At 68.3% G+C, this 24,054-nt stretch carries 23 protein-coding genes, 2 tRNA genes and 1 pseudogene; 13 read left to right on the forward strand and 13 right to left on the reverse strand.

What is annotated here, in order from left to right; all coding sequences use genetic code 11:
- Positions 1-96: 96 nt before the first annotated feature.
- The 4 genes from lpdA to F1654_RS10760 form a co-directional block, all read right to left on the reverse strand.
- The gene (gene lpdA / locus F1654_RS10745) at positions 97-1,500 is read right to left on the reverse strand and encodes a dihydrolipoyl dehydrogenase (RefSeq protein WP_150023549.1); all 1,404 of its coding nucleotides are present in this window, start codon (positions 1,498-1,500) and stop codon (positions 97-99) included.
- A 133-nt stretch (positions 1,501-1,633) separates the two neighbouring features.
- The gene (locus F1654_RS10750) at positions 1,634-2,848 is read right to left on the reverse strand and encodes an alkaline phosphatase D family protein (protein ID WP_150023550.1); all 1,215 of its coding nucleotides are present in this window, start codon (positions 2,846-2,848) and stop codon (positions 1,634-1,636) included.
- Between the two features lie 40 nt (positions 2,849-2,888).
- On the reverse strand, positions 2,889-3,719 hold the full coding sequence (locus F1654_RS10755) for a DUF1036 domain-containing protein (RefSeq protein ID WP_150023551.1): 831 nt from the start codon (positions 3,717-3,719) through the stop codon (positions 2,889-2,891).
- A 69-nt stretch (positions 3,720-3,788) separates the two neighbouring features.
- Positions 3,789-4,175, reverse strand: coding sequence for a DUF2306 domain-containing protein (locus F1654_RS10760; RefSeq protein WP_150023552.1), 387 nt, complete (start codon positions 4,173-4,175; stop codon positions 3,789-3,791).
- Positions 4,176-4,351: 176 nt separating this feature from the next.
- On the opposite strand from F1654_RS10760, the gene F1654_RS10765 reads away from it, so the two are divergent.
- On the forward strand, positions 4,352-5,137 hold the full coding sequence (locus F1654_RS10765) for a LytTR family DNA-binding domain-containing protein (protein WP_199200550.1): 786 nt from the start codon (positions 4,352-4,354) through the stop codon (positions 5,135-5,137).
- Here the strand turns inward: F1654_RS10765 and F1654_RS10770 are convergent.
- Positions 5,104-5,745: a DUF2306 domain-containing protein gene (locus F1654_RS10770; protein WP_150023554.1), complete on the reverse strand. Its 642-nt coding sequence runs from the start codon at positions 5,743-5,745 to the stop codon at positions 5,104-5,106. The two genes, F1654_RS10765 and F1654_RS10770, sit on opposite strands and share 34 nt — an antisense overlap.
- 45 nt (positions 5,746-5,790) lie before the next feature.
- Positions 5,791-6,354 carry a GNAT family N-acetyltransferase gene (locus tag F1654_RS10775; protein WP_150023555.1) on the reverse strand — a complete coding sequence of 188 codons (564 nt, stop codon included), beginning with the start codon at positions 6,352-6,354 and terminating at the stop codon, positions 5,791-5,793.
- Between the two features lie 136 nt (positions 6,355-6,490).
- On the opposite strand from F1654_RS10775, the gene F1654_RS10780 reads away from it, so the two are divergent.
- The gene (locus F1654_RS10780) at positions 6,491-6,889 is read left to right on the forward strand and encodes a DUF2237 family protein (protein WP_150023556.1); all 399 of its coding nucleotides are present in this window, start codon (positions 6,491-6,493) and stop codon (positions 6,887-6,889) included.
- A 12-nt stretch (positions 6,890-6,901) separates the two neighbouring features.
- Positions 6,902-7,213: a GNAT family N-acetyltransferase gene (locus F1654_RS10785; RefSeq protein WP_150023557.1), complete on the forward strand. Its 312-nt coding sequence runs from the start codon at positions 6,902-6,904 to the stop codon at positions 7,211-7,213.
- 3 nt (positions 7,214-7,216) lie between these two features.
- On the opposite strand, the gene F1654_RS10790 is transcribed toward F1654_RS10785, so the two are convergent.
- Positions 7,217-8,218 (reverse strand): NAD(P)H-dependent glycerol-3-phosphate dehydrogenase, encoded by a 1,002-nt coding sequence (locus tag F1654_RS10790; RefSeq protein WP_150023558.1) that lies wholly within the window; start codon positions 8,216-8,218, stop codon positions 7,217-7,219.
- 11 nt (positions 8,219-8,229) lie between these two features.
- On the reverse strand, positions 8,230-9,375 hold the full coding sequence (tsaD, locus tag F1654_RS10795; RefSeq protein WP_150023559.1) for a tRNA (adenosine(37)-N6)-threonylcarbamoyltransferase complex transferase subunit TsaD: 1,146 nt from the start codon (positions 9,373-9,375) through the stop codon (positions 8,230-8,232).
- 60 nt (positions 9,376-9,435) lie between these two features.
- Between tsaD and hemC the strand changes: the two genes are divergently transcribed.
- From hemC to F1654_RS10825, 6 genes are all read left to right on the forward strand, one after another.
- Complete coding sequence (gene hemC / locus F1654_RS10800; RefSeq protein ID WP_150023560.1) at positions 9,436-10,392, forward strand: hydroxymethylbilane synthase; 957 nt, start codon at positions 9,436-9,438, stop codon at positions 10,390-10,392.
- Positions 10,393-10,395: 3 nt separating this feature from the next.
- Complete coding sequence (locus F1654_RS10805) at positions 10,396-11,130, forward strand: uroporphyrinogen-III synthase (RefSeq protein ID WP_150023561.1); 735 nt, start codon at positions 10,396-10,398, stop codon at positions 11,128-11,130.
- Positions 11,131-11,209: 79 nt separating this feature from the next.
- Positions 11,210-12,430, forward strand: coding sequence for a hypothetical protein (locus F1654_RS10810; protein WP_150023562.1), 1,221 nt, complete (start codon positions 11,210-11,212; stop codon positions 12,428-12,430).
- The gene (locus F1654_RS10815; RefSeq protein ID WP_150023563.1) at positions 12,427-13,884 is read left to right on the forward strand and encodes a heme biosynthesis protein HemY; all 1,458 of its coding nucleotides are present in this window, start codon (positions 12,427-12,429) and stop codon (positions 13,882-13,884) included. Before F1654_RS10810 ends, F1654_RS10815 begins: the two co-directional genes overlap by 4 nt.
- A 6-nt stretch (positions 13,885-13,890) precedes the next feature.
- On the forward strand, positions 13,891-14,571 hold the full coding sequence (udk, locus tag F1654_RS10820) for a uridine kinase (protein ID WP_150023564.1): 681 nt from the start codon (positions 13,891-13,893) through the stop codon (positions 14,569-14,571).
- Positions 14,572-14,704: 133 nt separating this feature from the next.
- Positions 14,705-14,780 (forward strand) — tRNA-Thr (locus F1654_RS10825).
- On the opposite strand, the pseudogene F1654_RS10830 reads toward F1654_RS10825, so the two are convergent.
- Positions 14,764-14,982: pseudogene (locus F1654_RS10830) on the reverse strand (helix-turn-helix domain-containing protein); the annotation flags it as partial. The gene F1654_RS10825 and the pseudogene F1654_RS10830 sit on opposite strands and share 17 nt — an antisense overlap.
- 71 nt (positions 14,983-15,053) lie before the next feature.
- Between F1654_RS10830 and F1654_RS10835 the strand changes: the two are divergent.
- Positions 15,054-15,578: a hypothetical protein gene (locus tag F1654_RS10835; RefSeq protein WP_199200551.1), complete on the forward strand. Its 525-nt coding sequence runs from the start codon at positions 15,054-15,056 to the stop codon at positions 15,576-15,578.
- A 48-nt stretch (positions 15,579-15,626) separates the two neighbouring features.
- Positions 15,627-15,702: transfer RNA gene (locus F1654_RS10840), tRNA-Thr, on the forward strand.
- A gap of 7 nt (positions 15,703-15,709) precedes the next feature.
- On the opposite strand, the gene F1654_RS10845 is transcribed toward F1654_RS10840, so the two are convergent.
- Entirely contained in the window at positions 15,710-16,612 is a 903-nt protein-coding gene (locus F1654_RS10845; RefSeq protein ID WP_150023566.1) for a hypothetical protein, read from the reverse strand.
- Between the two features lie 131 nt (positions 16,613-16,743).
- Between F1654_RS10845 and F1654_RS10850 the strand changes: the two genes are divergently transcribed.
- Complete coding sequence (locus tag F1654_RS10850) at positions 16,744-18,402, forward strand: Na/Pi cotransporter family protein (protein WP_150023567.1); 1,659 nt, start codon at positions 16,744-16,746, stop codon at positions 18,400-18,402.
- On the opposite strand, the gene F1654_RS10855 is transcribed toward F1654_RS10850, so the two are convergent.
- The 3 genes from F1654_RS10855 to F1654_RS10865 all read right to left on the reverse strand — a co-directional run bounded on the left by F1654_RS10855 (position 18,388) and on the right by F1654_RS10865 (position 22,526).
- Positions 18,388-18,804 (reverse strand): DUF1330 domain-containing protein, encoded by a 417-nt coding sequence (locus tag F1654_RS10855; RefSeq protein ID WP_150023568.1) that lies wholly within the window; start codon positions 18,802-18,804, stop codon positions 18,388-18,390. The genes F1654_RS10850 and F1654_RS10855 overlap by 15 nt on opposite strands.
- Positions 18,801-21,380: a valine--tRNA ligase gene (locus tag F1654_RS10860; RefSeq protein WP_150023569.1), complete on the reverse strand. Its 2,580-nt coding sequence runs from the start codon at positions 21,378-21,380 to the stop codon at positions 18,801-18,803. Before F1654_RS10860 ends, F1654_RS10855 begins: the two co-directional genes overlap by 4 nt.
- Positions 21,381-21,512: 132 nt before the next feature.
- On the reverse strand, positions 21,513-22,526 hold the full coding sequence (locus F1654_RS10865) for a hypothetical protein (protein ID WP_150023570.1): 1,014 nt from the start codon (positions 22,524-22,526) through the stop codon (positions 21,513-21,515).
- A gap of 202 nt (positions 22,527-22,728) precedes the next feature.
- Between F1654_RS10865 and hslU the strand changes: the two genes are divergently transcribed.
- Entirely contained in the window at positions 22,729-24,033 is a 1,305-nt protein-coding gene (hslU, locus tag F1654_RS10870; protein ID WP_150023571.1) for an ATP-dependent protease ATPase subunit HslU, read from the forward strand.
- Positions 24,034-24,054: the final 21 nt, after the last annotated feature.

The following is a 24,054-nucleotide window of genomic DNA, read 5'->3' on the forward strand; positions in this document are numbered from 1 at the left end:
CGCTCCTCAGCCCAAGTTTAGTGTGCCCGCAGGCGCGCAGGCTTCCTAGCCATTAATTGTGACGCTTTACCCGAGCCCGCTGCGCAAGGCGCAGCATTACATCTGCATCGTCCAGCCTTCCACGCCCATGGCCGCCTGGCGGATGGCTTCCGACAGGGTGGGGTGGGCGTGGGAGGTGCGCGCCACGTCTTCCGAAGACGCGCGGAACTCCATGGCCAGCGCCAGCTCGGCGATCATCTCGCCTGCATGCGGCCCGATGATATGGGCTCCCAGGATCTCGTCGGTCTTGGCGTCAGCAAGGATTTTCACCATGCCGTCGGTCTGGTGGATGGTGCGCGCGCGCGAATTGGCCATGAAAGGAAATTGCCCGGCCTTGAATTTGCGGCCTTGCTCTTTCAGCTGTTCCTCGGTGTAACCGACCGAGGCGATCTCGGGGAAGGTGTAGACCACGTTGGGCGTGGCCAGATAATTGACATGGCCCGCCTTGCCCGCGATCAGCTCAGCGCAGGCTGCGCCGTCATCCTCGGCCTTGTGGGCCAGCATCGGGCCATGGGTGGCGTCGCCGATCACCCACACGCCGTCCGCGGACGTCTTGAAATGCTCATTGGGGATGAAGCCGCGCTTGTCGGTTTCCACGCCCACTGTATCAAGGCCGAGGCCTTCAGTGTACGGACGCCGGCCGATGCACACCAGCACCACATCGGCCTCATGGCTCTGCTCGTCGCCGCCATCCGCCGCCTCGGTGACCACGGTGAGGCCGTCCTTGCCGGTTTTCACGCCCGTGACCTTGCGCGAAAGCTGGAACTTGACGCCCTGCTTTTCAAACAGCTTGCGCGCAGCTTTCGACACCGCCCCGTCCATGCCCGGCAGGACGCGGTCGAGATATTCCACCACGGTCACCTCGGAGCCCAGCCGGCGCCAGACCGAGCCCAGCTCCAGCCCGATCACGCCCGCCCCGATCACAGTGAGCTTTTTGGGAACCTCTTTAAGCTCCAGCGCGCCGGTGGACGACACGATGCGCTCTTCATCGATCTCCACGCCCGGAAGCGGGGTCACTTCGGAGCCGGTGGCGATGACGATATGGCGCGCCTCCAGCGTCTGGGCCTCGCCATCCTCGCCCGTCACCTTGACCTTGCCCTTGCCCGCAATCGCCCCGGCGCCGTGGAATACCTTGACCTTGTTCTTCTTCATCAGGAAGGCGACGCCGTCAGTGAGGCCTTTCACCGCGCTGGCCTTGCGCGCCATCATCTTGTCCAGGTCGAGTTTGAGCTCACCCACGCCGATGCCCATGTCGGCGAAATGCTTGTCAGCTTCTTCATAAAGCTCCGAGGCGTGCAGCAGCGCCTTGGACGGTATGCAGCCGACATTCAGGCAGGTGCCGCCCAGCGTCTTGCGCTTTTCGATCAGCGCGGTCTTCAGCCCCAGCTGGCCGGCGCGGATGGCGCAGTTATAGCCGCCCGGACCACCGCCAATAATGATGACGTCAAAGCTGTCGGCCATGGTGCGTAGACCCTTTCCTTATTGCCCGGCGCTGGATGAGGAGGAGGAGGGGCGGGGCGCGTTTGGCCGCACCCTACTCCCCCCCGCGCTTGCGTCAACGCGATCTTGAAGCAGGCCAGTCCTGCATGAACGCCTAGGGCGCCGCGCCGATGCGGCTGAGCGGCACGCCCTGCTCGCGCACCACGGCGCCCTGGACATCGCGGATTTCCAGATTGAGGCTCCCGCCCTCCCAGTCGATGGCGATGACGCCGTAATTCTCCGGCGCATACATGTCCCCTATGCGGTGCGGGCCCGGTTCGTCATGCTCGTCGCGGAAGGGCATGTTCAGCGAGGAGGAGGTGATTTCGTAGAGCGGATAGCTGGTCAGATCGGCGCGCACATAAAGCCCGGCGGCATGACGGTCGCCGGATGCGATGACCACGCCATTGGCGCCAGTCTCGCGGATCAGGCGGTAGAGCCGGTCACGCTCGCGCGGCAGGGTGCGCCAGGACTCCCAGCCATGCCCGTCGGCATGAACCTGAATGGAGGATACCAGCAGGCGCAGCTCGGCCGGTTCACGCAATTGCGCCTCCAGCCAGGCCCATTGCGCCTCGCCCAGCATATCCTGGTCCGGGTCTTCACTGGGCACATAACGCTCGCGCCCCGGCGCGCCGCGTTCATCGGTGGGGGTGAGGTCAGAGCGGAACCAGCGCGTATCGAGCAAGATCACCTGCACGCGCCGGCCTTCGGGGCCGAACACATGGGCGTCGTAAATTCCCTCGCGCGACCGGCGCACATCGTCGCGCTCCGCGCCCCAGAAATCCAGGAACAGGCGCTCGGAAAAGCCCTTGAAGGCGAAATCGCGGCCCAGATCATTCATGCCGTAATCATGATCGTCCCACACCGCCAGCATGGGCTGGGCCGCGCGCAGGCGGCGGAATTCGGGCCGGGCGGCGAGCTGGTGATAGGCCGCGCGCAGCTCAGGCAGGGTGGCGTCATAGGCGCGCGCATCGCCATACACATTGTCGCCGCCATAGATGAACAGGTCATGGCCGCCCTGCGCGATCACATCCAGGATCGGTATGGCGCGCTCGGGCGTATTGCACGAGCCGAACGCAATGGAGGTCAGCACGTCCTCAGCCCCCGGCAGGGGCGGGCCGGACGGCGCGCGCGGAATGTCATAGACGAACTGGTCGTAGAACGGCTCCAGCGCCTCCCAGGGCGTGCGCGGCGCCTCCATCAGCCCCACCTCGCGCAGGAGCTGGGGCGAAGGCGGCGGCGTGTCGCGCGCCGGATCGAGCGCCACCGGCTCCCCGCAGGCGGACAAGACGAGGGCCAGCACGGCGCAGGCGGGGGCGAGGCGGATCATGGCGGGCGCTCCTGGAACGGTCCGTCAGGTGATGCGCGCGTCAGGGCCCCAAATCAAGCCTCAGCCGGTCAACCCCGTCGCGAAAGCGCACGATCTGGAAACGCACGGGCACATGCCCGGCTTCGGGACACTCTCCCCGGCCCACGCCGTGGGCGCGCGCGGTCCAGCCTTCAGGCATGCAGACATAGGCGGACTCTCCGGCGGCCATCATGTCATCGGCCTCATGCTCCACGCGCAGATAGAGCTCCGGGCCGTAGGGGAATTGACGCCACACGCTCATGCATTCGCCCGGCGCTACGTTTTGCCAGCCGGTCACGTTCTGGCCGCTCCGGGCCTGCGTCTCGCCCGCCACCGCCGCGCGCAAGGACGCCGAGGACCGGTTGCACACCGTCAGCTCGCGCAAACGCGCGGCATGCCCGTCCGGCCCGGCGCGCCCCTCAAGGCACAGCGCGGCGTCATCCCCGGGCAGGTCGCGGCAATTGATTTCATAGCGCACATGATGGCGGTTCTCGCGCCAGCCGGTCGTCACTAATGCAAACTGCGCCTCGCGCCAGGTCTGCGCACAGGGCGGGTGCGTAACCGGCCCGTCGTGGGAGCCGGCGGGCACACACAGCGCCGCGCCGCCCTGCGCAGGCCAGACAAAACTGCCCGAGCGCGCATGCACTTGCGCCTGCCCGGCCCGGCCCAACCCGATATTGCCTTCCAGGCACGCGCCGGGCTCGACCGTGAACCAGCCGCGCTGAATTTCAGCCCCGTCATCGCCCGGGCGCACAACCGAAAACGCCGCGCGCGCCGGGGTCTCGTTGCACAGCGTGACCAGCGTGTCCGAGCCGCCCGTCTGAACCGCAAGCGCGGCAATAATCGCCAGCATGATATCCCTCCCGCAAGCTCATCTTCCGATGTGCCGCGAAAAGCACGCCCTGTGAAGGGCGGAGCCTACCTACCCCGTCACCACCTGATGCATCAGGCGGCCGGGCAGGAAGCTGAAGGCGCCGGGAATGATCAGGGCGGCGAAGACCAGGGTCAGGGCAGTGATGCGGTGCTTTCCGGTCTGGCCCTTGCGGGCCTGGCGGATCAGGCCGTAGAGGCCAAACAGCGTGACCGGGATCAGTACATGCAGCCAGCTGAAAGCCCCGTTATGGCGGATGAAGATGGCCGTGACCGCGACGGTCAGCATCAGTCCGGCCCAGACATAGCCCAGCTGGCGGTGAGGCAGGGTGCCCTTGGGGGCGATAAGCTGCACCGCGCCCAGACCCAATGCAGCGATGGCCGAACCGGCGTGCAGCTGGATATGCCAGGGGGCGTCGAGGAAGGCGTCGATATTCATGGCGGCTGTCTCCGTCAGGCCTTGCGTCCTGCGAAAGACAAGGCGCGCTCCGGCCCGTCTGGAAACCGGCGTTTCGCGAACGGGCTGAAAGCGTGCGCGAATGGCGCTATGGCTGTCGTTCACGCTTCGCGAATGAACGCGGTGTGCAAGATGCTGCACTGATGGAGAGGGCGCGCATGACCATCAGCCGGAGCCTGTTGGCCCGCATTGCGCGCGAAGGCGCGGTGCTGCTGGCCGTGGGGACGTTCCTGGCGATCCTCGGCCCCTACGGCACCGGCGCCTATGGCTGGCCGGACGTCTGGGTCTACTGGACGGGGCTGATCGTTCTTGGGGCGGTGTTCGGCCATCTCACCGGTCACGCCGCAGCGCGCCTGGCGCCGGACTGGCCGCGCTGGAGCTGGTATGGCGCAGCGGCGGCGGGGCTGACCCTTCCCGTCACCGCAGCGGTGTTCGCCATCAACACAGCCTATACGGGCCGGATCTGCTGGAGCCAGCTGCCGCTGACCGCAGCCATGGTGCTGGTGATCGCCTGCGCAGTCTCCGCATTGGGCTACGCGCTCGACCAGCTCAAACGCGCCCGTGAGGCGGCCCGCGACGCGCAGCGCGAGGCCGAAAGCCTGGCCGCCGCCGGGGCGTCGCCCCGCCCCTCCCCGGCCCTGCTCGACAAGCTGCCCGCGCGTCTACGCCAGGCGGCGATCCTGTCAATGACGGCCGAGGATCATTACCTGCGGGTGCGCACCGATGCGGGCGATGCCCTGATCCTGATGCGCCTGTCGGACGCCATCGCCGCCTGTGAAGGTCTCGACGGCGCACGCACCCACCGCTCCTGGTGGGTCTCCCGCGCCGCCATCACCGGGGCCAGCCGCTCAGGCGGACGCGCCGTGCTGATCCTCACCGACGGGACGCAGGCGCCGGTCAGCCGCAGCCATTACGCGCCCTTGCGCGAAGCGGGCTGGTTCTGACGCGCGGTCAGCGCGATCCACAGCTCCGCCGCCATGAGATTGGGAACCCAGCACGCAAAGCTGATGGCGATATAGGACGAGCTGAACGGCAGGTCCGCGAGGCCCACCACGGCCAGCTGCAGGCGCAACGTCACTGCCGAGAAGGTCAGGGCGAAACTGCGGATCATCCAGCGCCGGTGCACATGATAGCGCCCGCGCGCCACCGCCTGCACCGCCATCGCCGTGGTCACCAGCCAGGCCGCGCCCAGAAGCCCGAAGCCGGCGGCCGCAATCGGGCCATGAGTATTGCCAAAGGCCAGGATCACACCGGCGGTCCCGGCGATGACGCAGCACGCCGCATAGACCACCCCCAGCCCCATATGGAGCCGGCGCCGGATTTGGCGCAGACGGGTCCAGAACTGGAACGGCCCAATCCCCAGAGCGGCGGCGCCAAACAGGGCGTGGACCGCCAGAAAGGGGATGGCGTGAGCGTTGGCCAGCACATCCACCGGCGCGCCGGGCGGTTCTGGCAGGGCGTAGCGCAGGCTCGCTGCGGCCACGGATACGCTCAAGGCAGCGAGCACTAGGAAACCGGCGTTTTTCAGCTCGAAAACCGGTGTTTTCACCATCAAAACAGCCCCTCCCACTACACGTCGCGCCGCCCCGCTCCCCCGTCAGGGCCTCAGCACATCGGCGAAGATTGCGCGGTTCGCCGCCCAGTCAGCACGGCTCTGGGCCCAGACTTCGGTGAATACACCGTCAAATCCGGGAACCGGCACGACCTCACCGGTATTGGTCGAGCCAAGCTTGCGCGCGACCGCTGCGGAGTTGATATTATCTTTTGCAATCAAATGGATGACCCGCTCCCAACGGAGCCGATCAAAGACAAAATCCAGCGCCGCCGCCGCCGCTTCCGGGCCATAGCCCTTGCCCCAGTGAGCACGCAGGATCGACCAGCCCACCTCCGGCGCCGGCCATTGATGCGGATTCCACGGACCGACCCGGCCAACCCATTGACCGGTCGCCTTCTCTTCGACCGAGAAAAAGCCGTAGCCGCGCATCTGCCAGTGGCCCATCAGCGCCGCCATATTGCGCCAGGTGATGGCGTCGGGCTGGGTTCCGCCGATATGGCGGGCCGCTTCCGGATCGCTCATCAGGGCGCAAAAGCCTGCAAAGTCAGACTCTTGTGGAACGCGCAGGCGCAGGCGGGCGGTTTCTATTACAGGGCTTGCGGTCATGGGACTCATCGGGGTTTGGATCAGAGGGCTGACTTCATGCTCGCTCCGCGCGCCGAGCAGCGCAAGCGGCTTGGCTCTTGCCGGGCGCGCCCGCGCGCGCCACCTTGGCGCTCGTCACACAAACGCGAGGCGCATCATGCCCTTCGACCACGCATCAGGATCGGGCGGACCGGCGCTCAACGTGCTGGGCGGACCGCTGGCCGATTGCAGCCATGATCCCAAGACCGGCTTTTACCGCGATGGCTGTTGTCATACCGGGCCCGAGGACCGGGGCGTGCACACGGTCTGCGCGGTGATGAGCGATGACTTCCTGAAATTTTCCATGAGCCGGGGCAATGACTTGTCGACCCCGCGCCCCGAATACGACTTCCCCGGCCTGAAGCCCGGCGACCGCTGGTGCCTGTGCGCCGCGCGCTGGCGCGAGGCCTATGAGGCGGGCTGCGCGCCGCAGGTGATCCTGGCCGCCACCCATGCGCGCACGCTGGCCGTCGCGCGCCTCGAAGCCCTCGCCGCCCACGCCGCAGACCGGCATTAGGAGATTGATATCATGACTGAACCGGCTTTCGAGATCGTCGAGGAACGCTCCGGCTCCAAGGGCCGCTATGCGGCGCGCGCGCAAGGCAAGCCGGATGCGGAGCTGACCTTTTCCATCATGAACGAGCACACCATCATCATCGACCATACCGGCGTACCCGATGAGTGGCGCGGCATGGGCGTGGGCAAGGCGCTGGTGGAGCGGGCCGTTCTGGACGCCCGCGCGCGCGGCGTGCGCATCGTGCCGCTCTGCCCCTTCGCCAAGGCCCAGATCGACCGCAATCCCGACTGGCAGGACGTGCTGGGCGGACGTCCCAAGAGCTAGCGTTCAGTCCGCTTCGGCCCCGAACGGGCGGGCGAGCAAGACTTCAATGGCCCCGTCCACATCCAGCGCGCCGGACAGGACCGCGTTCACCGCATCACAGATCGGCATCTCCACGCCCACTCGCCGGGCCAGTTCCACAACGGCGGGCGCCGTGGCGACGCCTTCGGTGACGGCTGTGCGCGCGGCCAGAATGTCGGCCAGCGACTCGCCCCGGCCCAGCGCCAGCCCGCAGGACATGTTGCGCGACTGGGGCGAGGAGCAGGTCAGCACCAGATCGCCCAACCCGCACAGGCCCGCCAGCGTCTCGCGGCGCGCGCCCAGCGCCAGGCCCAGCCGGGTCATCTCGGCGAAGCCGCGCGCGATCAGGGCCGCATGGGCCGAGCGCCCAAGCTCCTTGCCCTCGCTGATGCCGCAGGCGATGGCGAGCACATTCTTCACCGCCCCGCCCGCTTCCGCCCCGATGAGATCGGGCGCCCAGTAGGGGCGGAAAGTGGCCGAACCGATGGCGGCCATCAGCCGCTCGCCCAGCCCCTGATCCTCGCACGCCAGCGTCACTGCGGTGGGCAGGCCCTTGGCCACATCGATGGCGAAGCTCGGCCCTGACAGGACGGCGGGCACAGCGTGGGGAACGGTCTGCGCCAGCACTTCAGTCATCAGCGCCAGCGAGCCCTGCTCGATGCCCTTGGCGCATAGCACCACAGGCGCGCCCGGCGCGATGTGGGCGGCGAAAGCGGATAGCGTGCGCCGGGCGTGCTGGGCGGGACAGACCAGCAGATACGCCTGGCAGCCCGCCAGCGCTTCGGGGGATGTCTCGGCCCGGATCGCGTCTGCCAGGCGCACGCCCTTTAGGAAGGCGGTGTTTTCGCGGGTGGCGCGGATCGCTTCGGCCACGTCGCGCTCATAGGCCCACAGCGCCACATCGCGCCCGGCGCGGGCGCCCGCCTGGGCCAGCGCCGTGCCCCAGGCGCCTGCGCCGATCACCCCGATGGACTGGATGGCTTGCATCAAACTCTCCTTCAGGCCTTGGGGCCCTTGCGCCCGCCGCCCGTGGCTGGATCGCGGGCCGCCGCGTCGGCATCCAGCGGCCAGCGCGCCCGGGCCGGGGCGTCGAGCCCGTCTACGAGGCCCAGCGCCAGCCGCTCGGCGCCCGCCAGCGCAATCATGGCGGCGTTGTCGGTGCAATATTTCAGGGGCGGGGCGATCAGCTCGAACCCGCGCGCCTGCGCGGCTTCAGTCAGCGCCGCACGCACCGTCTGGTTCGCCGCCACACCGCCCGCCGCCACCAGCGTGCGGGAAGCCTGCGGGAACGCCTCGATGAAGCGGTCCATGGCCCGGCCCGTGCGTTCGCTGAGATGGCTGGCGATGGCGCTCTGGACGGCGCCAGCCAGATCCGCGCGGTCCTGGTCACCGGGCGCCTCCAGCGCGTCCCAGGCCCGGCGCGCGGCGGTCTTGAGGCCCGCAAACGAGAAGTCGCAGCCCGGCTTGCCCGTCAGCATGCGCGGCAGATCAAAGCGCTCAGGGTTACGCGCCGCGCGCGCCGCGCGCTCCACCGCCGGACCGCCGGGAAAGCCGAGCCCCATGATCTTGGCGGTCTTGTCGAAGGCCTCGCCCGCCGCATCGTCGATTGTGGAGCCCAGCCGCGTCATGGCGCCCACGCCCTCCACGATCACCAGCTGGGTATGCCCGCCTGACACCAGCAGCAAAAGATAGGGAAAATCGAGCTTCCGGGTCAGGCGCGGCGACAGGGCGTGGCCTTCCAGATGATTGACCGCCACCAGGGCGATGCCGGCGCCCAGCGCCAGCCCCTTGGCGGTCATCAGCGCGGCCATCACCCCGCCGATCAGGCCTGGTCCGGCCGTGGCGGCGACGCCGTCAAGCTCATGAGCCGACAGTCCGGCCTCAGCGAGCACTTCGGCGGCCAGCCCGTCCATGCGTTCGGCATGGGCGCGCGCGGCGATCTCCGGCACCACCCCGCCATAGGGGGCGTGAGCGGCGTCCTGACCCAGAACGCGTTCGGCCAGAACCGTGACGCTTCCGTCCGGCGCCCGGCGCAGAACGGCCGCGGCGGTGTCGTCGCAGCTGGACTCAAGGCCCAGCACGGTCAGCGCCTTTTGCTGCGGTGGGACGGGTTGCCCCGATGGGAAAGCATGGGATAACGCCATATGTGATCGTTAGCGCTGCGCGCGTCCTCATACAATGGGCGCCGCCTGTCAGGAGCGCCCATGCCGTTTACACCGATGCCCATCGCCACGCGCACCTCGCCGCTGGCCCTCGCCCAGGCCCATAATCTGCAGGCCATTCTGGCCCATGCCGCCGGGCAGGAAGACAAGGACGCCGCGTTTCCGATCCTGGGCATGAGCACCACAGGCGACCGGATCACCGACCGCGCCCTGCTGGCGGCGGGCGGAAAAGGCCTGTTCACCAAGGAGCTGGAGACTGCGCTGCTGGCGGGCGAGGCGCGCTTTGCGGTGCACTCCATGAAGGATGTGCCCACGCGCCTGCCCGATGGATTGACCATCGCGGCTATCCTCGAACGCGAGGATCCGCGCGACGTGCTGCTGGTCGCGGACGGTTCGGCACGGCTCGCCGATCTGCCGCAAGGCGCGGTGCTGGGCACCGCCTCGATCCGGCGCCAGGCCCAAGCGCTGGCTGCGCGGAACGATCTGCAGGTTGTCCTCCTGCGCGGCAATGTGGACACGCGCCTGGGCAAGCTGCGCAGCGGCGAGGTGGACGCGACCTTCCTGGCCCGCGCCGGATTGCGCCGCCTGGGCCGCGCCGAAGCCGCTCTGGCCCCGCTGGAAATTGACGACATGCTCCCCGCCCCGGCCCAGGGCTGCGTGGGGGTGGAGATTCGCGCCGGCGATGAAGAGGCCGAAGCCCTGTGCGCGGCCATCCAGCATCCCGACAGCGCGCTGGCCGCCGCCGCAGAACGCGGCGTGCTGGAAGCGCTGGACGGCTCCTGCCGCACGCCCATCGCGGCGCATGCCACACTTGACAACGGCCGGATCCGGCTTCGGGCCGAAGCCCTCTCCACCGATGGTCAACAGGTCTGGCGTGATGCCGGCGAAGCACCCGTGGGCGGGCTTGAAGACGCCGCCGAACTGGGCCGCCATGTGGGCGAGGCCATCCGCAAGGCGGGCGGCGCGGCCCTCGCCGAGATCATTGCCGGCACAGGCTGAGCCATGAGGGAGCGCCCGCCGGTTCTGGTCACCCGCGCCGAGCCGGGCGCTGCGCGCACCTGTGAAACACTGGCCAGGCTCGGCTACCGCGCTGTGAACGCCGCCACGGCCCGCATTGAGCCCATGGACGCCCGCCCGGACTGGAGCGCGGCTTCGGCCATCATCGTCACCAGCCCCAATGGCGCCGCCCGCCTTGCCGCCCTTGGCGCGCCCCCTCACCTTCCTGTCTATGCCGTGGGCGAAGCCAGCGCCCGCGCCGCCCGCGAGGCCGGCCACGGCACGGTGATCACCGGAACCGGCGACGCCGCAGGCCTTCTGGACGTGATCCTCGCCGCCTCGCCGGACGCCCCGGCCAGGCAAGGCCGCATCATCCATTTGCGCGGCGCCGATCAGGCCTTTGATCTGGCTGGCGCGCTGCATGCGCTGGGCAGGCCCACCGACAGCCATGTGGTCTATCGCGCCCGCGCCGTGGACGGCCTCAGCCAAGAAGCCAGCGCCGCGCTGGGGCCGGACGCCATCGTGTTGATCCACTCCCCGCTGGGCGCAGAACGCCTGCTCGAACAGACCGAACGCGCCGGGCGCCTGTCAGCCCTCGCCGCGGCCCGCGTCATCGCGATTTCCGACGCCGCCGCGGCTCCCTTGCGGCGCGCAGGCGCGGGCCGGATCACGCTGGCGGCGCGCCCGGACGAGGCCAGCCTCCTTGATGCGCTGGCGGCGATTTGCCCCCCTCACGCATGACACCAGACGGTGGCGCGGACGGGCGGCGCAGCTTAGACTCACCCGATAGTCAAACAGGACCGCAGCCGGGACGAGCGTGATGAGCGGGCGGAAAAAACCTCAATCCTCAACCGACGAACCCGTGGACGCCGAGTTCAAGCCGGTCGACAGCGAGGCCGACACCCCGCCCGCGCGCCGGAGCCTTCTGGGCTGGCTGAAGCTCGCCGGCTTTGTCGCCGCCGCCGCGATTCTGGGCGGTCTGGGCGGCTGGGTCGCAGGGCGCGTCGCGCCCGCGCCCGAGCCCGCTGACCTCTCCGCGCTGGAAGCCCGGCTGGACGCGCTGGAACAGGACGCCTGGCCCATCGTCCCGGATCTGGAGCGTGTGCTGGACAGTCTCGATGACCGCCTCACCGCGCTCGAAGCCAGCGGCCCGGCGGACGCCTTGCGCGCCGAGGCGCTCGAACAGCTGGTGCGCGATGCGGCGGGTCTCGCCGAACGCGTGAGCGCGCTGGAGGAAGCCGGCCCCGGCGAGGGCGCAGATGAGGCGGCGCTGGAGGCGCTGGAATCCCGGCTGCGCGAGGCGGAGGCCGCCTCCGCTGAGCGTCTGGACGATCTGGAAACTCGCCTCGCCGCCCTGGCCGCCGGCGAGGCGGGCGATACAGCCGATATCGCCGCCGCTCTGGCGCCCCTGCAACGGCGCCTGGGTGAGCTGGACGCGCGCATCGCCACCGTGCAGAGCGAGGCCGGCGCGGCGCCCGATCTGAGCGCCCTCACCTCCCGGCTCGACGCCATGGCAGAGCGCATCGAGGCGGCTGAGCGCCTGGCCCGCAGCGCATCCGAGACCGCTGCGGGACCCGCTGCGCCTGATCACGCCCGCCGGGCGCTCGCCTATACCGATCTGGCTGAGGCGGCCGTTCGTTCCGGCCCGTTCGCGCTGGAGCTGGCCGAGTTGCGCCGCGCCTGGCCTGGGGCGCCTGGCGTGCAGCGTCTGAACGCCCATGCCCGCAACGGCGCGCCCTCGCGCGAGCGCCTCATCGCGAGCTTCCCCGAAACCGCCCTGCGCGATGCGTCGGGCGAGACGCAAGTCTGGTTCGGCGTGCTGCGGGTGGCCCGCCAAAGCCAGGCTCCCGGCCCTGCGGACGCGGCGCGCGCGGCGCTGGATGAGGGCGATCTGGCTGGCGCCGTCAGCGTGATCGAAGCTCTGGACGGCCCCGCCATGGAGGCGGCGGCGGAGTGGCTCACAGGCGCGCGCGCGCGCCTTGATATCGAGGCGGCGATCAGCGCCCTGCGTGACGCGCTGCAGGCGGAGGCGGGCGAATGATCCGGCTGATCCTCACCATCGCGCTGTGTGTGGTCACAGCGGTTCTGGCGGTCTTCCTCACCCTCAATCCGGGCCTGGTGCGGGTGGAGTTCCTGGGCGTCGCCGCCGAGGCGCCGTTTGCGCTGGCCATGGCGCTGTTGATCCTGTCGACCTTCGTGCTGGTGGCGGCCTGGTGGGTGATCGCCAAGGCCTGGGGCGCGCCCGACGCGTTCCGCAAATTCCGCCTGCGCCGCAAGCGCGATCAGGGCTTTGACGCGCTGGAACGCGCCCTCATCGCCTCGGCCGCCGGCCAGGGCGCGCTGGCCGTGCGTCAGGCCGCGCGCGCCGAGGCGCTGCTGGACCGTCCGGCGCTGTCGCGGCTGCTTTCTGCACGCGCGGCCGAAGCCGATGGCGATCTGGCCAGCGCGCAGAGCCTGTATGAGGCCATGCTGGAAGACCCGCGCACTCGTCTGGTGGCGCGCCGGGGGCTGGCGGCCATCGCCGAGGCGCGTCAGGACCCGGTGGGCGTCATCACCCATGCACGCGAGGCGTTCGATACCGCAGGCCCCGCCCGCTGGGCGTTTGATTCGCTGTTCTCGGCCCAGGTCAACGCCGCGCGCTGGCGCGATGCGGAAGCCACCCTGACCGAAGGCGAAAAGCGCGGCCATGTGGACAAGGCGCGCGCGGCGCGCACCCGCGCCGTGCTGCTGACCGCCGAGGCGCGGCACATCGAGGACGCCGATCCTGAAACGGCGGCCAAACTCGCCGAGCGCGCCGCCAGCGCCTCTCCGGGATTCGCCCCCGCCGCCGATCTGGCCGCGCGGCTTCTGTCCGCCCAGCGCCGCCACCGGCGCGCCGCCGAGATTGTCGAGGCCGCCTGGACGCGTGCGCCGCACCCGGCGCTGGCGCGCGCCTATGGCGCCTTGCGCAAGTCCGACACCAAGGCCAAGCGCGCCGAGCGCCTGCGCGAGCTGGCCGCGCTCAATCCCGAGCATCGCGAGAGCCGCATCCTTCTGGCCGAGACCGCGCTGGACCAGTCCAACCGCGAGGCGGCCCGCGCCGCCCTGGCCTCGCTGACCGCCCAGCCGCCGGTCTCGGCGCGGGTTTGCGTGATGGCCGCGCGCGCCGCGCAGCTGGACGGCGACCAGAACGCGGCCCAGCGCTGGATGACCCGCGCCGCCCACGCGCCGGGCGAGGCCGACTGGTCCGATCTGGATGAAACCGGCGCCGCCTTCCCCTTCACCGATGAGGACTGGAAGCGCATGGTGGACGCCTGGGGCCGCGAAGAGCGCCTGATCCATCCGCGCCATGAGCGCTTCGAGATCGCCGCCGCCGCAGCCCCCGAGGCTGCGCTGCTGGCGGCGCCCTCAGCCCCGGCGGCTGCAAAACCGGGCGACAAGCCCGCTGCGGACAGCTATCAGCCCCCGCGGGCGCCGGACGATCCCGGCGTCGAGGACGAGACGCGCAAGGACTGAGCCCGCATGAGCCTGCTTACCCCGAAAAAGCGCCTGCTGATCGGCGTCACCGGCGGCTCGGCGTCCGGCAAGACCGAGATCGCGCGCGCCGCCGCCCGCGCCGCCGCCCCGCTCAGCGCCATCGTCATGGCCGAGGATGATTATTACGGCGATCATGGCGCCAAGCCCGATTTCGACCCCGCCGCGTTCAATTTCGACCACCCGGCCTCGCGCGATCATGACCTGCTGGCGCGCCAGCTCGCCGCCCTCAAGGACGGCAAATCGGTCAAGGCGCCGGTCTATGACTTCACCATCCACCGGCGCCGCGCCGACACCCGCCGCATCGAGCCGGCCGATGTAATCGTGGTGGAGGGCATCCATCTGTTCTGCGATGCCGCGGTGCGCGCCCTGTTTGACCTGCGCGTGTTTGTGGAGGCGCCCGACGATATCCGCCTCGCCCGCCGGCTCCTGCGCGATGTCAATGAGCGCGGGCGCACGCCCCAGTCGGTGGTCGGCCAGTATCTGCGCACCGTGCGCCCCATGCATCACGAATGGACCGCGCCGGGGCGCGAACACGCCCATCTGGTGATCCATAATGACGCCGCCGCGGCCCGGCCCGCCGATCACCTGGCCTCGTTTTTCGAAACCCTGTCCCTGCCCGTGTGCGACGCCATCGACCGCTTCAAGGCCGAGCGCGCCGGACGGTAATCGGAAGCTGATGACCGGGGCTGATCCGGCGCTCAAAAGCGCTGCGGCGCGGCGCACACACCCGCTTGCCCGCGCACCCGTTCGCCGCTAGTGTCCGCCCCCGCTGAACCGGGCCTCGCGCCCGCTCCGGCAAGCCGCTTTAGCTCAGCTGGTAGAGCAACGCATTCGTAATGCGTAGGTCGCGTGTTCGAGTCACGCAAGCGGCACCATTTTTCCACAAGCCCATGATTCCTTAGTGGATATAGCTCCAGAAACATCTTCCAGCAAAGCGTTGGGAGCGATCTTAACTGCAGTGACGAGGCGCTCGATGGCACCCAGGTTTGGGTTCCGTTCGGCTGCTTCAATCCCGCTGATGTAGGTTGTATGTAGCCCGTTGAGTTCGGCCAACGCCTCTTGCGTGAAGCCGAGCTCGCGTCGCCGCCACTGAACGCTGGGCTATCTCAGCCCCATGGAGTACGAAAGAAGAACTGTGGAAGCTTTGGATGTTGCCCACCGAAGCGGCGGCAGCTCAAGGAGTGCTCTTGCAAGATTTATCTCACGTTACTGTAGCCGAGCTTCTGAAGCTTCATTCCCAGATCGGAGAAGCGTTGCGGGCAAGGGGTGTGGTGCGCAGCGCCAACAATCCTACCGGCGACCTCGCCGAGTATCTGTTCTGCGCTGCCTTTGGCTGGAAGCAGGCTCCGAACTCCGAGCAAGGATATGATGCTACCGGCCCGGACGGGACGCGTTATCAGATCAAGGGGCGGCGGGTGCATCGACGAAACTCGTCGCGTCAGTTGTCGGCCATCCGCGATCTTTCGAGCCAGCACTTTGACGTGCTAGCAGGCGTGATCTTCGATGATGATTTCCGCGTGGTCAGGGCGGCGCTGATCCCGCGTGAGGTGGTGGAGGCGCGGTCGAAGTATATTGCGCACACCAACAGCCATAAATTCATACTGCGGGACGACGTCTGGTCGGCACCAGATGTTCAGGACGTGACCGCTGAAATTGCAGCGGCGATGCCTTAGATCGTGTTCATGCCCCCGCTGAACCGGGCCTCGCGCCCGCTCCGGCAAGCCGCTTTAGCTCAGCTGGTAGAGCAACGCATTCGTAATGCGTAGGTCGCGTGTTCGAGTCACGCAAGCGGCACCATTCCCATTCAAAACCCGAACCGGTTGCACAGGCGGCGCGGCGGCGGGCCCTGGCCGCGGTCGATGAGGGCGCGGGCTTCGGCGTCGAACCGCTCGCACCCGGTCCAGGCGTTGAACGGGATGGGCGCCAGATAATCAATCGTGAAGTGGAGAAAAGATATCTCCCGGGCGATCGCCTCGCGCTCCATGGCGCGCGCCATCGCGTCCAGCCCGGCGGGCTCTTCCCCGGTAACGCGCCAGTACAGGTAACGCAGTTCGAACGCCTGGGTCTCCCAGTCCCCCCAGGCCTCGATGGCGCAATGAAGGCCGAACGCATCGCCCGCGTCGGCGGCGTCGGCCAGGCCCTGGCGCTGGGGAAAACGCGCCGCGCAATCGGCTGGAAACCGCTCCATGCGCTCCATAAGCGCCTCGATTTCGCGATCATCAACCGGAGGCGCGCCGGGGAAGCAGCCAAATTGGGCGGGCGGCCCCAGGCCCGTCAGGATGAGGCTGCGGGCGGGCTCATCAAACACCGTGCAGCCGGTCTCGGGGCTGGCCTCAAAGGGGGCCAGAAAATCATTTTCCATGTGGAATCTGTAAATCCGGACCGCAAGCGTTTGCTGTTCCAGGGCGCGCGCCTGCGCCTCAAGCTGCGGCGTCTTCACCCCGGTCACACGCCAGTGGATGTAAAACAGCTCGAACGGCTCGACGCTCACCTCGTCCCACACCTCCACCGCGCAGGTCAGGGCGAACGCATCGCCATGCATGATGCTGCTCTCGAGCTGTTCGAAGGCGTCAAAGCGCTCGGCGCATTCAGGCGGCAGGCGGGCCATGCGCGCCTCATGGGCCTGCCATTCGGCGATCTCGCTGCAGGCGGGCGCCGCAGCCAGAGCGAGCGCTGAAAGCGCGAAAATCACCCAACCCCTGATCATGGCCGCAGCTTACAGCCCGCCCCCTGGCTTGAAAAGACAGGTTGGACCCGCCGCCCCTGCCCGCACCCCCTGCCCTGCGCGTCAAATCGCTGTAATGTCCGCACCCGGAGCAAGGTTTTGGAGGCGGGACGATGACGGCGATGCTGACCCTGGCGGGCGGGATCGGGCTGTTTCTCCTGGGCATGGGGCTGCTCACGGACGGGCTGAAGATCGCCGCGGGCGGCGCGCTGCGCACCTTGCTCCAGACCTGGACGCGCACAAGCGTGCGCGGCTTCGCGGTCGGCGTGCTGATCACCGCCGTGGTGCAATCGTCCAGCGCGGTGACGGTGGCCACGGTCGGCTTCGTCAATGCGCGGCTCCTGAGCCTGCGCCGGGCGGTGTGGGTGATCCTCGGGACCAATGTGGGCACCACCATGACCGGCTGGCTGGTGGCGCTGGTCGGGGTGAAGGTGGATGTGGGCGCGCTCGCCCTGCCGCTGATCGGGATCGGCATGGCGCTCACCCTCACCGCGGGCGAGCGCGCCCGGCTGGCCGGGGCGGGGCGCTCGCTCACCGGGTTCGGGCTGTTCTTCCTGGGCGTGGGCGTGCTGGCGGCGGGGTTTGGCGGCGTCGCGCCCTCGCTGGCTGCGCTGACGCCGGAGAGCGCAGGGCTCCTCTCCATCGCCGCCTTCGTGCTGATCGGCGCGCTGGTCACCGTGCTGACCCAATCGTCCAGCGCGGCCATCGCCATCGTCCTGACCGCCAGCGCCGGGGAGGCCTTCGCGCTGGAGCTGGCCGCGGCGGCTGTGATCGGCACCAATCTGGGCACCACCTCCACCGCCGTGTTCGCAGCCCTGGGCGCAGGCGCGCCCGCGCGCCGGGTGGCGAGCGCGCACATCCTGTTCAACCTGTTCGCCGGCGCCGTGGCGCTGATCACCCTGCCCCTGCTGCTGCCCGCCGCGCGCGAGCTGGCCGGGCTGGCGCTGGGGTCGGAGGACATGCCCTCCACGCTCGCCCTGTTCCACACCCTGTTCAATGTCACCGGCGTGATCCTCGCCTGGCCGCTGGTGAACCGGACGGTGCGCTGGCTCTCGGCGCGTTTCGTGACCGAGGACGAGACGCTGGCGCGCCCGGCCCATCTCGATCCCACCTCCCTGCCCGTGCCGAGCCTGGCGCTCAATGCGCTGGCCATGGAGCTGGCGCGCATGACCAGCCTGACGCTGGAGCTGGTGCGCGAGGCGGCGGGGCCGAAGCCAGTAGCGCGCAAGCGCCTGGCCTTGCGTGCGGACGGGCTGATGCAGCTGGGCGAGCGCATCCGCGAGTTTCTCGCCCGGCTCAACGCCTCGGCCCTGCCTGAAAGCGTGACCGCCGCAGTGCCCGATCTGGTGCGCACGCTGCAGCATCTGGAAGAACTAGCGGGTCTGGCCGCCGAGATCGCGCCCGACCGCACGCCGCCGGGCCGGTTCGGCAAGGGCGAGGCATGGCTGGCATTGCAGCAGGCGCTGCAGGCCTGCCTCGATTTCGATCCGGCGGGGATGAGCGAGCTGGCGTTCGAGCGCAGGCTGAAAAAGCTCGATCGCACCTTCCAGAGCGCCTACCGGGATGTGAAGACCGAGCTGCTGCACGGCGTGTCGAAGGGCGAGCTGGACGTGGGCGCTGTGGACCCGGCCCTGATGCACGCCAGGCGCATCCGCCAGATCTGCGATACGGTTCTGAAAGCGCGCCGGCGCCTGCACGCCTGGCGCCCGCTGGCCAGCGACACCGATCCCAAGGGCGCAGAGCCCGCTGAGACCGCGTCAGCCGAAAGCTGAACCGCTCTTGCCGGGCAGGCAGCGGATCAGGCGGCTGTCACGCACGCCGGCGCGCCGGTGGGGTACCGCTTCGCTCTGATAGAACTTGTCCGTGACCATTTCCAGAAACGCGCCCGCGCTGGGATAGGCCGCGATGAAGGCCATATCCCAGGCCTCGTCCGCCGGGCCGATCAGCGTGCAGCGCGGCGAGCCGCGCCAGAGAATGCGCCCGCCCACCCGCGCGAACACCGGCGCAGAGGTCTCGCCATAAAGCCTGTAGGCCTCCGCCCCGCTCATCGCGCGGCCATCGGGGTAGTCTGCGTGCTCACGCAGCGAGATCAGGTTGAGCATCTCCACCGGCTCGTCGCGCGGCAGCGCCTTGAAAGCCTCAAACGCGGCGCGCTCAGGATCGATATGGCTCATTCACTGCGCTCCTGCGGCGCCAGCACCAGGGCCACCTGAACGCTCTCGTCCGGGCTGGCGGCTGTGCGCGCGCCGTCCGGCGCGGCAGGTGCGCGCAGGGCGGTTTCAGCGCTGGTCACCGCCTTGAGGTCCTCGACCGTATCGCCGATCAGCGCCTCCAGCGGCCCCTCGCCGATCACGGTCAGCACGCTGACCGGCGTCTTCATGGACATCTGGGCTTCGGACTTCACCTTGCGCGCGGCGGCCAGCACGTTGAGGAAGGCCTCGCCTTGCGTGCGGAACGCATCTTCCCCGGCCTGATCGGACTGGCGCGGCCAGTGACCGCAGGCATGGACCGTGCCCGCAGCCTCACCGTGGAAGACGGCGTGCAGGGCGTCCGTGACGTAAGGAATGAAAGGCGCGAACAGGCGGATCAGCGCGTCGCTGGCGTGCCACAAGGTGAGCGCCGCAGAGCGTTCCTCGACCGAGGGCGGGCCTTCATAACGAGTGCGCCGCTTCACGATCTCCAGATAATTGTCGCAGTAATCGCTCCAGAAGAAGGCCTCGATGGCGCGCTGTGCGGCGGCGTATTCATACGCTTCGAAGCTTTCCGACGCCTTGCGCACGGTCTCGGCGAGCTTGCCCATCAGCCACACATCCATGGGATGGCTGATGCGCCCCGATTCCACATCGGCGCGCGGCGTCGCCGGATCGAGGGGGCCGTGGGCTTCAGCCGCGCTGATCGCCATGTGGGCGAGCTTGGAGGCGTTCCACAGCTTGGTGACCAGGCGCTTGCCCTGTTTGAGCGTGTTGACCGCCAGCGCTGTGTCCTGGCCCAGACGCGACGTGCCCGTCCAGTAGCGCACCGGGTCCGTGCCGTACTCGTCCAGCAGCTTGATCGGATCGATGATATTGCCCTTGGACTTGGACATTTTCGATCCGTCGCCCGCCAGGCACCAGCCGGAAATGGCGATATCGCGCCAGGGAACCTGGTTCTCGTGATGGAGCGCCTTGACGATGGTGTAGAAGGCCCAGGTGCGGATGATCTCATGGGCCTGCGGGCGCAGGGCCATGGGGAACTGGCGTTTGTGGGTCTCGTAGTCGAAGCTCAGCTCTTGCGTGATCGAGCGGGTCACCAGCTGGGGCGAGACTGACGAGGTCGCCCAGGTGTCCATCACGTCGCGCTCGCCCTCCACCTCGTGAGGTTCATAGCCGCGCGGCGCCTGCAAGGTGGGGTCCACCGGCAGCTCGTCTTTCGACGCGACGATAATCTTGCCTTCCTCGCCGGGGCGTTTGGAGTACCAGACCGGCAAAGGCACGCCGAAATGGCGCTGGCGCGAGATGGACCAGTCCCATTTGAGCCCCTCCACCCAGCTTTCAAAACGCTGGCGCATATAGGCCGGACGCCAGGTGATCTCGCGGCCCTTGGCCAGGATCTCCTCCTTGAAATCCAGCGTGCGGATGAACCATTGCGGCGTGACGATGATCTCCAGCGGCGCGCCCGAACGCTCGGCCGCCGGGATCACCTGACGGGTGGGCTCCTGATTGAGCACCGCGCCGCGCTCTTTGAGCAGCTCCAGGATCGCTTCCTTGGCCTTGGCCGCCTTGAGGCCGGCCAGCGCGGCGGAGATCTCGCGCGCGCCGTCCGGATCCAGGCTCGGCCAGCCCTCATCGCCGAAGGGCAGGTCCGCGATCATCTTGCCGGCCTGGTCGATCACCAGGCGCAGGGGCAGTTTGTGGGTGCGCCACCACTGGATATCGGTGACGTCGCCGAACGTGCAGCACATCACCACGCCGGTGCCCTTTTCAGGGTCCACGCTGGGCTCTGCGAAAATCTCCACCGGAACACGATAGAGCGGGGTGATGGCGCGCTTGCCGATCAGCTCGCCCGCACGCGGATGATCGGGATGGATCATCAGACCGCCGCACGCGCCGATCAGTTCCGGGCGCGTGGTGGCGATCACCACCGGCTCGCCGCCGCCCTCAACCTCGAAGGCGATATAGTTGAGCAGGCCCTCGCGCTCGATCTCCTCCACCTCGGCCTGGGCGATGGCGGTGCGGTCGGCCGGATCCCACAAGGTGGGCTCCAGGCGCCGCTCCAGAAGGCCCTTGGCGTAGAGGTCCAGGAAGGACATCTGCGACACCGCGCGGCTTTCGTCCGAAATGGTCTGGTATTCCCGGCTCCAGTCCACGCTCAGCGCCAGGCGCGAGAACAGATCGCGGAATTGCTGGTGATATTCAGGGATCACCTCGCGGCACAGCGCGATGAATTCATCGCGCGCCATGGTCCCGCCGCGCACCTTGCGCACCTTCTCCACCAGCCGCTCGGTGGGCAGGCCGTTATCGTCCCAGCCGATGGGATAGAGCACGTTGCGCCCGCTCATGCGCATATAGCGCGCCATGATGTCGGCCTGGGTGTAGGAATAGACATGGCCCACGTGCAGCGCGCCAGACACGGTCGGGGGCGGGGTGTCGATCACGTAATCGGTGTCGGCCGGCCGGGCCGGATCCCAGCGGAAGGCGTCATCTTCTGCCCAGCGCGCGCGCAGCGCGGCCTCATTGGCCTTGGCGTCATAGGAATCGGGAAACGGGGTCATGGGCGCAGGACCGTGATGTCTGGAGCGGCAGGGATTGGCTGGCGGTCTTAGACGATTTCGCCGCAGTGCAAAAGCGGGCGTGCTGGGGGCCGGGCCCACATTACCCACATGCCTGGCAGGCGGGCGCCCGCCTCAGGGCTGCCCGCCCTCCGTCAGCGTTCCGGACCTGTCCGGGCACCGGGTCACGATGCTGGCAGAGGAAAAGTCAAACTCGAGGCGCCAGCAATCAAGCAGCACATCGCTCCCGATGGTGATCCGGTATGGATCATCAGCCCGGCGCGCGCCGGGCGCCCTGACCGTGATGCGGTCTATAGGCCCGTAGCGGCGTTCATACTCGACCCTGGCATGATGGGCTTCAATCTCGCCGCGCTGGGCGAAGCGCAGAATGGATGCCGGCGAAAGGCCTTGAAGCTCGAACCCGGTATTGCGGTGTTCAAACGCCAGCGCCTGTTCGATAAACCAGAATGAAGCAAACACCAGCGCCTCTTCCGGCTGGGCGATCAGGCTGCGGTCTTCAAGAGCCATGGCGGTTGAACGCTCCAGTGAGGAGGGGCGCGAGACGCTGAAGCTGATCTCGAAGGGCAGACCGTATGACCGCGCCTGCCCGACCCATTCCAGCCCGCGCCGGCCCTCGAAGCGGGATACGGTCATCGGCGCATGGGCGGGGCGCTCGGGATCGTGAAACACCATTATGAGACGGTCAATATTCTGAAGCGCAGCAACGCCGATCACGCCGTCTGCGCCGTCAGCCATCACGGTGTCCTCAAACCAGACCACGCGCTGGCGAAACGCCCGTCCGCCATGAGGCAGGATCCGGGCGCGCCCGGTGCGCCCACGCGTCACATCCCCCTGGATATCCAGACGGACGCCCAGTGACAGAACCGGATTGGACCTCAGCCCCAGCCGGTTGGCCGCCTCAGGATTGAGCAGAATGAAGCGGGGGCCATCGGGGGCCACAAGCAGGCGCACAGGATGGCCGTTGATATCAGCCGCCAGCATGGGCCGCTGACCGGGCTGGGCCTCCACCACCAGCTCAGCGCCCCGCTGGGCCGCATATGCCGCCCTGAATGAAGCGATACAGGAGATGATCAGGGTGAGACAGACAAGCGGACCGGTCAAAAGGCCCTGCCGCCAGAATAAAATCATGCCGCCCTCGCCGGTTTCACCTCTGGAGCTCAACCTAGTTCAGAACAAGCCGGATGGCGCGAATAATGTGCAATTTAATGGTCCGGCAAGGCGGCTTGATCCCCTTCTCCGCCTTATACCGATGCAGCGCAGGGCTTTGTGCGCGGGCCGTGAGGGGCCTACATGAAGGCCTCATCGTCACGCCTGCACCGGACCTCTCCTCATGACCGAGTATTCGCCCCGCGAGATCGTCTCCGAGCTTGACCGCCACATCATCGGCCAGTCCGAGGCGAAGAAGGCGGTGGCCATCGCCCTGCGCAATCGCTGGCGGCGCAAGCGCCTGCCCGAGGGCCTGCGCGAGGAGGTGACGCCCAAGAACATCCTGATGATCGGCCCGACGGGCGTGGGCAAGACCGAGATCTCGCGCCGCCTGGCCAAGCTGGCCGGCGCGCCCTTCCTCAAGGTGGAGGCCACCAAGTTCACCGAGGTGGGCTATGTGGGCCGGGACGTGGATTCCATCGCCCGCGATCTGGTCGAGGTCGCCATCTCCATCGTGCGCGAGGCCAAGCGCGAAGAGGTCAAGGCCAAGGCCCATGGCGCCGCCGAGCGCCGGGTTCTCGATGCCCTGGTGGGCGCGGATGCGTCCGCCTCCACCCGCGAGGCCTTCCGCAAGAAGCTGCTGGCGGGCGAGCTGGACGACAAGGAGATCGAGATCCAGCTCTCCGATGACTCTTCGCCGCTGAGCAATATCGACATTCCCGGCATGCCCGGCGGGGTGGGGATGATCAATCTGTCGGAGATTCTGGGCAAAGGCTTTGGCGGGCGCGCCAAGACCGTGCGCACCACGGTCAAGGACGCCTACGCCCCCCTGATCAACGAGGAAGCCGACAAGCTGCTGGACGAATCCCAGATACAGGCCGAGGCGGTGCGCCTGGCCGAGAATGAGGGTATCGTCTTCCTGGACGAGATCGACAAGGTCGCCGCCCGCGCCGAATCGCGCGGCGCGGACGTGTCGCGCGAAGGCGTGCAGCGCGATCTCCTGCCCCTGATCGAGGGCGCCACCGTGGCCACCAAATACGGGCCGGTGAAGACCGACCACGTGCTGTTCATCGCCTCGGGCGCGTTCCACGTGACCAAGCCCAGCGATCTCCTGCCCGAACTGCAGGGCCGCCTGCCCATCCGGGTGGAGCTGCGCGCCCTCACCCGCGACGATTTCCGCCGCATCCTCACCGAGCCCCAGGCGAGCCTGGTCACCCAGTATGTCGCGCTGATGAAGACCGAGGGCTTCGAGCTGACCTTCGAGGACAGCGCCATCGACGCCATCGCCGACTACGCGGCGGAAGTGAATGCCAGCGTGGAGAATATCGGCGCGCGCCGGCTGCAGACCATTCTGGAGCGCGTGGTCGAGGAGATCAGCTTCACCGCCTCCGACCGCCCGGGCGAAGCGCTGAGTGTGGATGCTGCCTATGTGAAGGACCGCGTCGATTCGCTGGCCAAGAACGCCGACCTGTCGAAATTCATTCTGTAGACTCTTTGAGTGGTCGCCTTT

Origin of the sequence: Alkalicaulis satelles (genome assembly GCF_008630495.1) — a bacterium.
GTDB classification, from domain to species: Bacteria; Pseudomonadota; Alphaproteobacteria; order Caulobacterales; family Maricaulaceae; genus Oceanicaulis; species Oceanicaulis satelles.